The sequence below is a fragment of the Streptococcus parauberis NCFD 2020 genome, assembly GCF_000187935.1.
In the GTDB taxonomy this organism is placed as follows: Bacteria; Bacillota; Bacilli; order Lactobacillales; family Streptococcaceae; genus Streptococcus; species Streptococcus parauberis.
The window spans coordinates 1,150,232-1,163,361 of the sequence record NZ_AEUT02000001.1 but is presented as its reverse complement, the minus strand read 5'-3'; the positions used below and the strand labels follow the sequence as shown (position 1 = coordinate 1,163,361).

The 13,130-nt window shown below is 36.7% G+C and carries 13 protein-coding genes and 1 pseudogene; 12 read left to right on the top strand and 2 right to left on the bottom strand.

Annotation, left to right across the window (positions count from 1 at the left end):
* Positions 1-79 precede the first annotated feature (79 nt).
* From rbfA to SPB_RS05780, 5 genes are all read left to right on the top strand, one after another.
* Complete coding sequence (rbfA, locus tag SPB_RS05800; RefSeq protein WP_003103872.1) at positions 80-430, top strand: 30S ribosome-binding factor RbfA; 351 nt, start codon at positions 80-82, stop codon at positions 428-430.
* Positions 431-558: 128 nt separating this feature from the next.
* A complete protein-coding gene (locus tag SPB_RS05795; RefSeq protein WP_003103261.1) occupies positions 559-996 on the top strand; it encodes a CopY/TcrY family copper transport repressor in 438 nt (145 codons plus the stop codon).
* The gene (locus SPB_RS05790) at positions 989-3,190 is read left to right on the top strand and encodes a heavy metal translocating P-type ATPase (protein ID WP_003105516.1); all 2,202 of its coding nucleotides are present in this window, start codon (positions 989-991) and stop codon (positions 3,188-3,190) included. Before SPB_RS05795 ends, SPB_RS05790 begins: the two co-directional genes overlap by 8 nt.
* Position 3,191: 1 nt before the next feature.
* Entirely contained in the window at positions 3,192-3,392 is a 201-nt protein-coding gene (locus SPB_RS05785; protein WP_003104952.1) for a heavy-metal-associated domain-containing protein, read from the top strand.
* A gap of 150 nt (positions 3,393-3,542) precedes the next feature.
* Positions 3,543-4,358: a Cof-type HAD-IIB family hydrolase gene (locus tag SPB_RS05780; RefSeq protein ID WP_003104113.1), complete on the top strand. Its 816-nt coding sequence runs from the start codon at positions 3,543-3,545 to the stop codon at positions 4,356-4,358.
* A gap of 57 nt (positions 4,359-4,415) precedes the next feature.
* Here the strand turns inward: SPB_RS05780 and SPB_RS05775 are convergent, their stop codons facing one another.
* Positions 4,416-4,973: a TetR/AcrR family transcriptional regulator gene (locus tag SPB_RS05775; protein WP_003105828.1), complete on the bottom strand. Its 558-nt coding sequence runs from the start codon at positions 4,971-4,973 to the stop codon at positions 4,416-4,418.
* 133 nt (positions 4,974-5,106) lie between these two features.
* Here SPB_RS05775 and SPB_RS05770 point away from each other — a divergent pair, with 133 nt between their 5' ends.
* The gene (locus tag SPB_RS05770) at positions 5,107-5,952 is read left to right on the top strand and encodes a DegV family protein (protein WP_003105082.1); all 846 of its coding nucleotides are present in this window, start codon (positions 5,107-5,109) and stop codon (positions 5,950-5,952) included.
* Between the two features lie 40 nt (positions 5,953-5,992).
* Here SPB_RS05770 and SPB_RS05765 read toward each other — a convergent pair whose 3' ends face one another.
* Positions 5,993-6,670 (bottom strand): hypothetical protein, encoded by a 678-nt coding sequence (locus SPB_RS05765; RefSeq protein ID WP_003103802.1) that lies wholly within the window; start codon positions 6,668-6,670, stop codon positions 5,993-5,995.
* A 165-nt stretch (positions 6,671-6,835) separates the two neighbouring features.
* Here SPB_RS05765 and nagA point away from each other — a divergent pair, with 165 nt between their 5' ends.
* From nagA to SPB_RS05735, 6 genes and pseudogenes are all read left to right on the top strand, one after another.
* Positions 6,836-7,984 (top strand): N-acetylglucosamine-6-phosphate deacetylase, encoded by a 1,149-nt coding sequence (gene nagA / locus SPB_RS05760; protein WP_003102835.1) that lies wholly within the window; start codon positions 6,836-6,838, stop codon positions 7,982-7,984.
* An 82-nt stretch (positions 7,985-8,066) separates the two neighbouring features.
* Complete coding sequence (locus tag SPB_RS05755) at positions 8,067-8,906, top strand: aldo/keto reductase (RefSeq protein ID WP_003105450.1); 840 nt, start codon at positions 8,067-8,069, stop codon at positions 8,904-8,906.
* A gap of 118 nt (positions 8,907-9,024) precedes the next feature.
* Positions 9,025-9,557: pseudogene (locus SPB_RS05750) on the top strand (isoprenylcysteine carboxylmethyltransferase family protein).
* A gap of 337 nt (positions 9,558-9,894) precedes the next feature.
* The gene (gene glyQ, locus SPB_RS05745) at positions 9,895-10,812 is read left to right on the top strand and encodes a glycine--tRNA ligase subunit alpha (RefSeq protein ID WP_003103911.1); all 918 of its coding nucleotides are present in this window, start codon (positions 9,895-9,897) and stop codon (positions 10,810-10,812) included.
* On the top strand, positions 10,812-12,851 hold the full coding sequence (gene glyS, locus SPB_RS05740; protein ID WP_003104980.1) for a glycine--tRNA ligase subunit beta: 2,040 nt from the start codon (positions 10,812-10,814) through the stop codon (positions 12,849-12,851). The genes glyQ and glyS overlap by 1 nt, the downstream gene beginning before the upstream one ends.
* Before the next feature lie 19 nt (positions 12,852-12,870).
* On the top strand, positions 12,871-13,128 hold the full coding sequence (locus SPB_RS05735) for a DUF896 family protein (RefSeq protein ID WP_003107525.1): 258 nt from the start codon (positions 12,871-12,873) through the stop codon (positions 13,126-13,128).
* Positions 13,129-13,130 lie beyond the last annotated feature (2 nt).

Below are 13,130 nucleotides of genomic sequence, written 5' to 3'. Positions count from 1 at the left end.
CTCAAAGTCGAGAGGAATCGTCTCTCCTAATCTGTTAACCATAATAAGATTGACAGATAGTTTTAGAAAGGAATTTCTTATGGCAAATCATCGTATTGACCGTGTTGGAATGGAAATCAAACGTGAAGTGAATGACATTTTACAAAAAAAAGTTCGTGATCCACGTGTTCAAGGAGTTACCATTACAGAAGTTCAAATGCTTGGTGATTTATCTGCTGCCAAAGTGTACTATACTCTAATGAGTGACTTAGCCTCAGATAATCAGAAAGCCCAAACTGGTTTGGAAAAAGCAACTGGAACGATTAAACGTGAATTAGGTAAAAGCCTTACTATGTATAAAATTCCAGATTTGATTTTCGAAAAAGATAATTCTATTGCTTATGGTAATAAAATTGATGAACTTCTTCGTAACCTTGATCAAAAAGATTAATTGTAAATACAAAAAACTCGAACTCGATAATAATCATCCAGTTCGAGTTTTTTTAAGGTAAATTGGTTTACAAATGTAGACCGTTGTGTTAGAATAAATTTACAAATGTAAACAAATAAAGGGGAATTATGACTCAAATATCAAATTCAGAGTGGGAAGTCATGCGAGTGCTCTGGGCCAGTGAAGAACAAAAGAGTAGTGATATCATAAGAATCTTGCAAGAAAAGTTTGACTGGTCTCCATCTACTATTAAAACCTTGCTAGGAAGATTAGTTGATAAAAAATTGGTAACGAGTAAAAGAGATGGGCGCGCTTATCTGTATCGAGCTATTGAAGGACCAAAAGTTTATCAAGAGGCATTAATAAGAGAAGACTTTGATAAAATTTGTCAACGACAACATAGTGATATTATTTACCAACTATTAGATGACTTACCAATGACTTCCCAAGAAGTGGCATTATTTATTTCACTCTTACAAGGAAAGAAAACGGTTGAATCAGTTGCTTGTAACTGTGTACCGGGACAATGTGCCTGCCATGTCAAAGGAGAGATGACTTATGACTAAAGATACTTATTTGATTGAGGGGATGACCTGTGCTTCCTGTGCTTTAACTGTCGAAAATGCCGTCAAAAACTTACCTGATGTTGATCAAGCTTCAGTTAATTTAACAACTGAAAAGTTAACAATTAATTCTGAAGCTCCGATTACATCTGAAACCATCGAGAGAGTAGTTTCAGAAGCAGGTTATAAAGCTAGTCCTTATCATCCTGAAAATAGTCAATCTACACCAGTTCGTCAAGAAGAACATGCTAGAGCTTTATGGCATCAGTTTGTGTGGTCTGCTCTATTTACCATTCCCTTGCTTTATATAGCTATGGGACCAATGGTAGGACTTCCTCTGCCACAGTTTTTATCACCAATTACACATGCTAAATTTTTTGTAGGGCTTCAATTACTTCTTACCTTGCCAGTTATCTATATGGGCAAATCATACTATACAAATGGTTTCAGGGCCTTATTCAGAGGTCATCCTAACATGGATAGTTTAGTGGCAGTAGCCACCTCAGCAGCTTTACTCTATAGCATCTTTGGCTTTATTCAAGTTTTTAGAGGAGCTTTCCATTATGCTGGTCATTTGTATTTTGAATCAGCAGTAGTTATCCTAACCTTAATCACATTAGGGAACTATTTCGAAAGTCGGTCGAAAAGTAGCACATCACAAGCTATTTCAAAATTGTTGCAGTTAAAGGTCAATGAAGCTCATTTAATCAAAGATGACTCGACCAAATTAGTGCCAGTTGAAAGCATTCATGTTGGTGATCTGGTATTAATTAAACCCGGTGAAAAGGTCCCTGTTGATGGTCAAGTTGTCCAAGGGTCATCATATATTGATGAATCTATGTTGTCAGGTGAAAGTAAACCTAACCAAAAAAATCAAGAAGACCCTGTTTACACCGGAACAATTAATGGACAAGGTAGTCTAACGGTTCAGGTCACTAAAACTGGAAATGAAACCTTCTTGGCACAAATTATTGGATTGGTCGAAGAAGCGCAAGGCAATAAAGCCCCTATTGCTAAAATTGCTGATATCGTTTCTGGGAAGTTTGTACCAATAGTGATGATTTTAGCTCTTTTAACAGCCATATTTTGGTTCTTCGTCATGAAAGAGACCTTCACCTTTTCATTAACAACTGCAATAGCAGTTCTAGTTATTGCATGTCCTTGTGCCCTTGGTTTGGCTACTCCAACAGCCATTATGGTTGGTTCTGGACGCGGAGCAGAAAATGGTATTTTGTTTAAAGGTGGAGATTACCTTGAAAACCTTCATCATGTCCATACAATCGTTTTTGATAAAACAGGAACGATTACTCAAGGAAAGCCTGTGTTAACAAAATTAACCATATTTAGTGGAGATGAACAATCGGTTCTGGTTGAAATGGCTTCAGTAGAGCAGGACTCCGAACATCCTATCAGCAGAGCTATTCTTAATAAAGCAAAAGAAGAAAATTTGAATCTTTTACCAGTTACTGAGTTTGAGTCTATCACAGGACTAGGGGTGAAAGGGATGGTTGATAAACAGGCTATCCTTGTCGGAAATAGTCGTTTGATGGAAGATTATGGTCTGACAGTTGAAGACTCAAGTCTCATGTATATGGCGAAAGATGGGCAATTAGTGGCAAGCTTTAATGTGGCTGACCAACTCAAGGAAGATAGTAAAGCAACGATCCAAGCTCTAAAAGCGCGTGGTATCAAAACAGTTATGCTGACGGGGGATCAAGAAGACACGGCAAGGGAAATTGCTGACGCTGTTGGAATTGACCAAGTCTATAGTCAGGTTCTACCAGATCAGAAGGAAGCCATCATAGCATCGCTGCAAAAGGATGGACATACAGTAGCCATGATTGGAGATGGGATAAATGATGCCCCTGCCTTAGCTGCTGCAGACATCGGGATTTCATTGGGTTCTGGAACAGATATAGCTATTGAAGCGGCGGATGTCATCTTGATGAAACCGCAGATGCTCGATTTAGTGAAGGCCATTCAACTCAGTCAGGCAACTATTAAAGTTGTTAAAGAAAATTTATTCTGGGCATTTATTTACAATATCTTAATGATACCTATTGCTATGGGAGTGCTTTATTTTTTTGGTGGGCCCCTATTAAACCCAATGTTAGCCGGCCTCGCTATGAGTTTTAGCTCTGTATCAGTTGTCTTAAATGCTCTTAGACTTAAAGCAATCCCATTAAAGGAGAAATAAAATGGAAAAATCATATAAAATTACAGGAATGAAATGTCAGGGCTGTGTAGATACAGTTACTGAAAAACTTTCAGCAGTCAGAGGTGTTGAAGCAGTTTCGGTCGATTTGGAAAAAGGCACTGCCCAAGTAACAGGAAAAACCCTTAGCTTTGCCTTAAAACGTGCATTGAAAGGCACCAAATTTACCATTGAAAAGAATTAAAAAAAGGAACCTCATGTTGAGGTTCCTTTTTAGATATGATTGAAAATTATAGATAGTTGTTTGACTGATTTTTTAAAAATGTTACACTTAAAAGGTAGACTTAATTGTATGTGAAAAATGAGTTACCTATTAGGAAAGTGAGTTAGAAAAATGATCAAACTAATTGCCATCGATTTGGATGGAACTTTATTAAATAGTAAGAAAGAAATTCCGCAAGAAAATATTAGAGCGATTCAGGAAGCGACTGCTAATGGCACTAAGATAGTTCTATGTACTGGACGTCCGAAAAGTGGAACAAAACCTTACTTCGATCAGCTGTGCTTATCTGAAGATGAGTTTCTGATATTAAATAATGGCTGTAGCACTTATACCAGTTTGGAGTGGAACTTAATTCATCATCATGAATTAACGATTGACGATGTCAAAAAACTTGAAAAATTAAGTAGTGCTTATCCAGAAGTTCACTTAACGTTGACAACGGAAGAAAATTATTATGTTCTAGGTGACGATGTTCCAGATTTAGTTGCTATGGACGGAGAATTAGTTTTTACTAAGGTGAAAGCAACTGCCACTTCATCATTAGAAGAAAAGCCAGAAATCATTTTCCAAGCCATGTATATGGGACCATCAGAAATTTTGGATCAGTTTGAAAAAGCAGTTCGCTCGCAGCTTGTGGAGGATTTCAGTGTTGTCCGCAGTCAAGACTATATTCTTGAAGTTATGCCTAAAGACGTCACAAAGGCCTATGCTCTTAAGGCTTTGGCTGATGATTTGAATTGCTCTGCTGAAGAAGTGATGGCCATCGGAGACGCGCCAAATGATATAGAGATGCTGACCTTTGCAGGTACAGGCGTAGCAATGGGCAACGCCAGTGAATCAATCAAAGTCCTAGCAAATCATATTACCAGTCATTGTGACCAAGCAGGGGTGGCAGAAGCGATTGATAAGTATGCCTTATTGAAATAAAAAAAGACCAGTCAGAATTAGAACTCATCATAATGAGTCAGTTCTGAACTGGTTTTCTTATGGTAAAAGAGGTAAGCCCATTTTAGCCATTTCTTCAGCTGGCGTCTTCATACCATCTTTTATCCAAGTCGATAAAACAGAGACAATGGCATTACTCCAAAAGAGTCGTGAATAATGGGATTGTTTAGCCTTTTTCCAACGTTGATAGGCTTTTAATCGTTTTGTAACCATCTGTGTTAGCAATTGTTGCATATGCTGTTTGAAAATAGCTTTAAAAAGTGTTTCTTCTTTTTTTGCTTCAGTAAAAAGGTAAAGCCAAGCTTGACTGGCCTGTGTATTTAAATCAAATGACTTAATTCCTTTAAAAATACGACGCAATACACCAGATAAATAGCTTTCTAAAATTTCTTCTTTCGATGAAAAATTGCGATAAAATGCATTTCTCGACACTCCGGCCTTGGATACAAGTTCAGAAATTGAAATCTGAGCAATTGATTTTTGATTGAGAAGATTTAATAGGGCAGTTTCTAGGGATTCCCTGGTTAATTGCCGAGTTTCTTTATTAAATTTCATTAAATTATTTAAGGAATTTTTAGCGATTATTTTATCGGTCATTACACTTTCCTTTCAACTGTGACATCGGACTATTTTTACTAGCTATTAATAGGCTAATGATGATATAATTTTAGGTGAAAAGCTTTAAAATGTCAATAGATTAAAAGCATATCAGAACGAAAGAGGAAAAAATATGACTTGGAAAATTGTAGCTGACTCAGGCTGTGATTTATTAGCCTTAAAAAACAGTGATAATCAAATAGAATTTGAGCGCGTGCCTTTAACAATTAGAATTGGGCAAGAAGTTTTTACAGATGATTTTGCTCTCGACGTAGATGATATGATGACTAAGATGTATGCTACTTCCGAAGCCGCTACATCTAGTTGCCCAAGCCCAGACGCTTTTATGCAGGCCTTTAAAGGAGCAGATAATGTCATTGCGATTACCATCACTGGTACTTTATCAGGAAGTAATAACAGTGCTCGTCTCGGTAAAGAAATGTTATTGGAAGAGAATCCAAATCTTAATATCCACGTAATTGACTCTTTGTCTGCTGGTGGAGAAATGGATTTAATCGTTTTAGAACTGGAAAGATTAATTTCTCAAGGACTTTCATTTGAACAAGTGGTTGAAGAAATCACAGCTTATCAAAACAAGACGGGCTTAGTCTTTGCCTTAGCAAAAGTAGATAATCTAGTTAAAAATGGTCGTGTTAGTAAACTTTTAGGAAAAGTCATTGGTTTAATGAACATCCGCATGGTAGGTTGTGCCAGTGAGGAAGGAAGGCTAGAATTACTACAGAAAGCCCGTGGTCAGAAGAAAGCTGTTTTATCAATAGTTGATGAAATGAAAAAAGCTGGCTATGAAGGTGGCAAAACATTTATTTGTCATCGTAAAAATGAGAAGATCTGTCAACAAATTTTAGAGAATCTTAAAGAGAAATACCCTACAGCAACAATGGAAGTAGCTGAAACATCTGGTTTGTGCAGTTTCTATGCTGAAGAAGAAGGTATTCTCCTTGGATATGAAAAAGCCTAACAAAAAAGCTGACTCAATTGATTGAGTCAGCTTTTTTTAACTATTGACCGGAAGTTCCTGTTGTTCCATCAGTACCTGTTCCATTTGTTGTATCAGTAGCAGGTGCACTTGTTTCAGGTGCGGGTGTTGTGGGTACAATTGGTGTGGAAGCTGGTGCTTGAGGAATATAACTCTCGGCTGGAGCTTGACCCGCGTCTACTGTAGTATCAGTAGCAGGTACACTGGGATTTGAATCAGATTCAATCACAGTGGTATCTATAATGACAATGGCATCTAATTGGCTTTGTAAATCAGCTTTTTTCTTTTCATCATTAACTTTATCAATTGCTGCTTGAGCTAAATCTTTATTTTCAGTTGTCGGATTATTTTTAGTTTCTTCAACAGCTTTTTGAGCTTTTTCATAGGTCTCAAAATCACTCTTGATTTGGTCTAATTTTTTTTGAAGTTGTTTTTTTGTATCTGTGTTTTTGAGCTTGTCTAGTTTCTTCTGTGCCTTTTCAATAGCATCCTTACTTGGATTTTTCTCGGCGTTAGCTATGAGGTCAACAGCTTCTGAAAGGTTATTATTTTTGCTGACGACTTTATGGGTAGGTTGCACTGCATTTTCACTTGAGTTAACATTAGCCATGTCACCAAAAATAAAATAAATTCCACCCGCAAGAATCAAGGTGATTACGCTTAGAACGAGAAAGAGCCGTTCTGTTTTTTCCTGTTTCATACTTATCTCCTAATACTTCTTTGAATACTGACAAGCTCTATTATACAAGAAAAGTAAGAATTATTAAAGATGCTTATTAATAATAAAAATTAACATTTGAATCGGTATATACCATTTACAAATTTTTAGAATAGGCGTATAATGTAGAAAAAGGGAGGACTTACGATGACAAGCTATATTAAAGCAGATTGTTTTTACTACTCAGATCATAGAAAAGATAAAGGTTATTTAGAAATTACAGATGAGAAATTTGGACAATGGCATGAATCTGTTGATTCATCGGTAGAAATTCTTGATTATACAGGATATCAAATTGCTCCAGGGTTAGTTGATACCCATATTCATGGTTTTGCTGGAGCAGATGTGATGGATAATTCTGCCGAAGGTATCCATAAAATGAGTGAGGGATTATTATCGACAGGAGTGACATCATTCTTGCCGACAACCTTAACTTCTGATTTCGAACAGTTGAAAAAGGTTTCCGAAACAATTGCTTCTGTAGCGGACTCTGTAAAAGGTGCTAAGATTCAAGGGATATACTTTGAAGGACCTTATTTTACAGAAGAATATAAAGGGGCACAAAACCCAATTTATATGAAAAATCCAAGATTAGAAGAATTTGCACAATGGCAAGAAGCTGCAAATGGATTAATTAAGAAAATTGCTCTTGCTCCTGAACGTGAAGGAGTTGAAGAGTTTGTTTCAACAGTTACCAAAGAAGGTGTCACAGTTGCACTAGGACACTCAAATGCAACCTACAAAGAAGCACAAGCAGCGGTTCAGGCAGGTGCTAGTGTCTGGGTCCATGCCTATAATGGTATGCGTGGTTTAAACCATCGTGAACCAGGAATGGTTGGAGCGATGTATAATATTGAAGGAACCTTTGCTGAACTAATTTGTGATGGGCACCATGTTAATCCAGTTGCCTGTGATATTCTAATGCAACAAAAAGGCTACGAAAAAGTTGCTATGATTACCGACTGTATGCGAGCAGGTGGTGCAGCAGATGGAGATTACATGCTCGGCGAATTTCCAGTTATCGTTGAAAACGGAACAGCTCGTTTGAAAGATAATGGCAGTTTAGCTGGATCTATTCTTAAATTGAAAGATGGTATCAAAAACGTAGTTGAATGGGGCATTGCAAATGCGGAACAAGCTATTCACATGTCTTCTTATGTACCAGCTAAATCCGTCGGAATCGACCATGTCTGTGGTCAGATTAAAGAAGGATATGCGGCTGACTTTATCGTTTTAGATCAAGAATTAGAATTAAAAGCTACCTTTTTAGATGGAAAAAAGGTATATCAAGCATAAAAACTGAGTCGACGACTCAGTTTTTTTGAGGAGTTATTATTAAAATTATGATACAATATTTCTAAAATAAGGAGGCTATTCTATGGTTAAAACTTTAAAAATGAACAATGGTTTGGAAATCCCAATATTAGGATTTGGAACCTTTAAAGCAGCAGATGGTGAAGAAGCTTACCAATCAACTTTGGCTGCTATCAAAGCTGGCTATCGTCATATTGATACAGCTGCTGTTTATAAAAACGAGGTTAGTGTCGGTAAAGCAATTAAAGATAGTGGTATCCCTCGTGAAGAATTATTTGTTACTACTAAACTTTGGAATGACTCACATTCTTATGATAAAGCTAAAGAAGCCTTAGCTGCTTCACTTGAACGTCTAGGACTGGATTACGTCGATTTATACTTGGTTCACTGGCCTAATCCTAAAGCATACCGTGATAATTGGAAAGAAGCTAATGCCCAAGCATGGTCATATATGGAAGAAGCTGTTGATGCTGGCTTAGTAAAAACCATAGGCGTCAGTAACTTCTTAGTTCATCATTTAGAAGCTTTAGCTGAGACCGCTAAAATTGCCCCCGCTGTTAACCAAATTCGCTTAGCACCAGGATGTTATCAAACTGAAGTAGTTGATTATTGTAAAGAACATAATATTATCCTTGAAGCATGGGGTCCACTAGGACAAGGTGACATTTTTACAAATGAGGAAATGCAAGCCTTAGCAGAAAAATATGGTAAAACAGTAGCGCAATTAGCTCTTGCATGGTCAGTTTACCAAGGATTTTTACCACTTCCAAAATCAGTTCATGAAGATCGAATTAAAGAAAATATGGATTTCTTTGATATTGAATTAAGTGAAGAAGATGCTGAAACAATTAAAAATCTTGATGGAATGACTGAAATTCCTGATCCTGATACAAAAGATTTTTAAGTAAGACTAAATCAAAAAGTTCAGTTTTTTAACTGGGCTTTTTATTATTGATTTGACTTAGTTGCTAACTTTTTAATATACTCGTCAAAGTAATGATGACTTAAAGGAGTTTTGAAAAGTGGTATTGTTTATTGTTCTTTGCTTATTTGTAATCAGATTATATTTTTTGAAAATATCGATTGCTAATGAAAAAGCTATTAAGGCAGCAGGTGGAAGAGAATTTGGGATCAAGAATTCACAATTTATTACTTTGCTACATATAATGTAATGATTTATTTTTTTGCTAGCTTAGAAGCCTATTTAAAAATGATTAAGCTAGACAATCAGGGGATAATTGGAATGGTCCTAATAACATTTTCCATATTTGTCTTGTACAAGGTTACACAACTCTTATCTGGTATTTGGACAGTAAAACTAATGATAGTTTCAAATCACAAATTTGTCGATCACTGGTTATTCCGTTATATTAAGCATCCAAATTATTTTTTAAATATTTGTCCGGAACTGATTGGGCTTGTCTTACTTTGTCATGCCCAAATCACTGCCATGCTACTGTTTCCATTCTATACCATTGCTCTAACAATTAGGATAATCGAAGAAAATAGATTGATTGACGAAGTCATTAAACCGAACGGCTACATTAGCAAATAATTCTCAGCTGGACTCTAGTAGCAATAGACAAGCAAACGGAATTATGCTACAATGATTTACAAGAAAGAAGTAAATTATTAAGGTTTCTTAAGCGAGTCTAGAGGTGGTGGAAGCTAGATGAATATGATAATTTGATGGCACTTTCTATTACAATTAAACAAATTAATGAAGTGAAAAACTAGGGTGGAACCGCGTATCAACGCCCCTATACCAGTAATGGTATAGGAGTTGGTGTGGTTGCATCCTTTTCTGATACCAAAATTTCCTTTAATGAGATAGACTATAGTTGTTGATATAGTATTATCTGTTAGTGAGACACATTAGAAAGCAGGCAAAAATGAGTAACAAACTAACCTTTCAAGAGATTATTTTAACCTTGCAACAATATTGGAATGACAAAGGTTGTATGCTGATGCAAGCATATGATAATGAAAAAGGGGCTGGGACAATGAGTCCATATACATTCCTTCGTGCAATTGGTCCTGAACCCTGGAATGCTGCCTATGTTGAACCAAGTCGGCGTCCAGCAGATGGTCGTTATGGTGAAAACCCAAATAGACTTTATCAACATCATCAATTCCAAGTTGTTATGAAACCTTCACCATCAAACATTCAAGAGCTCTATTTAGAATCACTTGAAAAACTTGGTATTAATCCTCTTGAACATGACATTCGTTTTGTTGAAGATAACTGGGAAAATCCTTCAACCGGTTCAGCAGGACTTGGCTGGGAAGTTTGGTTAGATGGGATGGAAATTACACAATTTACATACTTTCAACAAGTTGGTGGATTGGCAACTAGTCCTGTGACTTCAGAAGTAACATATGGTTTAGAAAGATTAGCTTCTTATATTCAAGAGGTTGATTCAGTTTATGATATTGAGTGGGCACCAGGTGTAAAATATGGCGAAATTTTCTTGCAACCTGAATATGAACACTCAAAATATTCCTTTGAAATTTCTGATCAAGCAATGCTTTTAGAAAACTTTGAAAAATTTGAGAAAGAAGCAGGACGTGCCCTTGAAGAAGGACTAGTTCACCCAGCTTATGATTATGTGTTGAAATGTTCTCATACTTTTAACTTACTTGATGCTCGCGGTGCCGTTTCAGTTACTGAACGTGCAGGTTACATTGCAAGAATCAGGAACTTAGCTCGTATTGTTGCTAAAACATTTGTTGCTGAACGTAAGAAATTAGGTTTCCCATTATTGGATGAAGCGAGTCGTGCTGACTTGCTTAAAGAGGAGGCAGAATAATGACAAAAAATTTATTAGTAGAATTAGGATTAGAAGAACTGCCAGCGTATGTTGTTAGTTCAAGTGAAAAACAATTTGGTGAAAAAATGGCTGCTTTCTTAACAGAAAACAGATTAACATTTGAAACTATTCAAACATTTTCTACTCCTCGACGATTAGCTGTACGAGTAACCGGTCTTGCTGATAAACAGTCAGACTTGACAGAAGATTTCAAAGGACCTTCAAAGAAAATTGCTTTGGATGCTGAAGGTGATTATTCAAAAGCTGCCCAAGGGTTTGTTCGTGGAAAAGGTCTAACTACAGATGACATTGAGTTCTGTGAAATTAAGGGCGAAGAATATGTATATGTGACAAAGCATGAAGAAGGAAAAGCTACAGAAGAAGTTTTACAGGGAATTCCGCAAGTACTAGCAAGTTTATCATTCCCTGTATCAATGCACTGGGCTTCAAATAGTTTTGAGTATATTCGTCCGGTACATACATTAACTGTATTATTGGATGATCAAGCTCTTGATATGAACTTTTTAGATATTTCATCTGGCCGTGTATCACGTGGTCACCGCTTCTTAGGAGAAGAAACAACCATTGCCTCAGCAAATTCTTATGAACAAGATCTTGCGCGTGTATATGTCATTGCTGATGCTAGAGAACGTCAAGAAATGATTGTTCACCAAATTCATGAATTAGAAATTAAATTTAATGTCAAAGTTGATATTGATGAAGATTTATTGAATGAAGTACTAAATTTGGTTGAGTTTCCAACTGCATTTATGGGAAGCTTCGATTCAAAATACTTAGAAGTTCCAGAAGAAGTACTTGTCACTTCAATGAAAAACCATCAACGGTACTTTGTAGTCCGTGATCAATTTGGTAAGTTATTACCAAACTTTATTTCAGTCAGAAATGGTAATGACCAACATATTGAGAATGTCATTAAAGGAAATGAAAAAGTACTTGTTGCTCGTCTAGAAGATGGTGAATTTTTCTGGCGTGAGGACCAAAAATTACAGATTGAAGATTTGGTTAATAAACTTGATCAAGTGACATTCCATGAAAAAATTGGTTCATTGAGAGATCATATGAAGCGGACAGGTGTGATTGCAGACTCCCTTGCCCAAGAATTAGATTTGTCAAGTCAAGATAGTCAAGTACTTGCTCGTGCTAGTCAAATTTATAAGTTTGACTTATTAACTGGTATGGTTGGTGAGTTTGATGAGTTACAAGGTTTAATGGGTGAAAAGTATGCCCTACTTGCTGGTGAAAACCCAGAGGTTGCGCAAGCTATCCGTGAACACTACTTACCAAATTCAGCTGAAGGTGAACTACCTGAAAGCAAAGCAGGTGCTGTCCTTGCCTTAGCTGATAAATTAGATACACTTTTATCATTCTTCTCAGTTGGACTTATTCCAAGTGGATCAAACGACCCATATGCTCTTCGCCGTGCGACACAAGGGATTGTTCGTATCCTTGATGCTTTTCACTGGAATATTCCATTAGACCAATTAATTGCTAATTGCTACAATCTTCCATTTGACAGCTTAAGCTATGACAATCAAAGTCAAGTCATGGATTTTATCTCTGCACGGATTGAAAAGATGATGGGCGCAGCCATTCCAAAAGACATCAAAGAAGCCGTCCTCGCAAGCACTATCTTCCAAGTTCCACAAATGCTCGAAACAGCTCAAGCACTAGTTGAAGCTTCTAAGGGTTCTACATATAAATCAGCTGTTGAAAACTTGTCTCGTGCCTTTAACCTGGCTGAAAAAGCTGAAGAGCAAGTTGTCGTTGATTCATCGCTATTTGAAAATGATCAAGAAAAAGCATTATATCAAGCCGTGAATTCACTAGATCTACATGGCAATGCTAGTGAGAAAATTAATCAATTGTTTGCCTTAAATGACTATATTGTAAACTTCTTTGATAGCACAATGGTTATGTCAGATAATGCTCAACTTAAAGCCAATCGTCTAGCCTTATTAGTAAGTTTGGTTGAGAAAGCCAAGAGTGTCGCAAGCTTTAATAAACTCAATACAAAATAGTAGAAGGAAGGTAATGTTGATGGATCCTAAAAAAATCGAACGCATCAATGAGTTAGCCAGAAAGAAAAAAATAGAAGGCTTAACTGGTCCAGAAAAAGTCGAACAGGCAGAACTTAGACAAGAATATATCGAAGGATACCGTCGTTCAGTCCGTCACCACATTGAAGGTATCAAAGTGGTTGATGAAGAAGGCAATGATGTAACTCCTGAAAAATTAAAACAGGTTCAACGGGAGAAAGGACTCCATGGTCGCTCATTAGATAATCCTGAGTCATAACA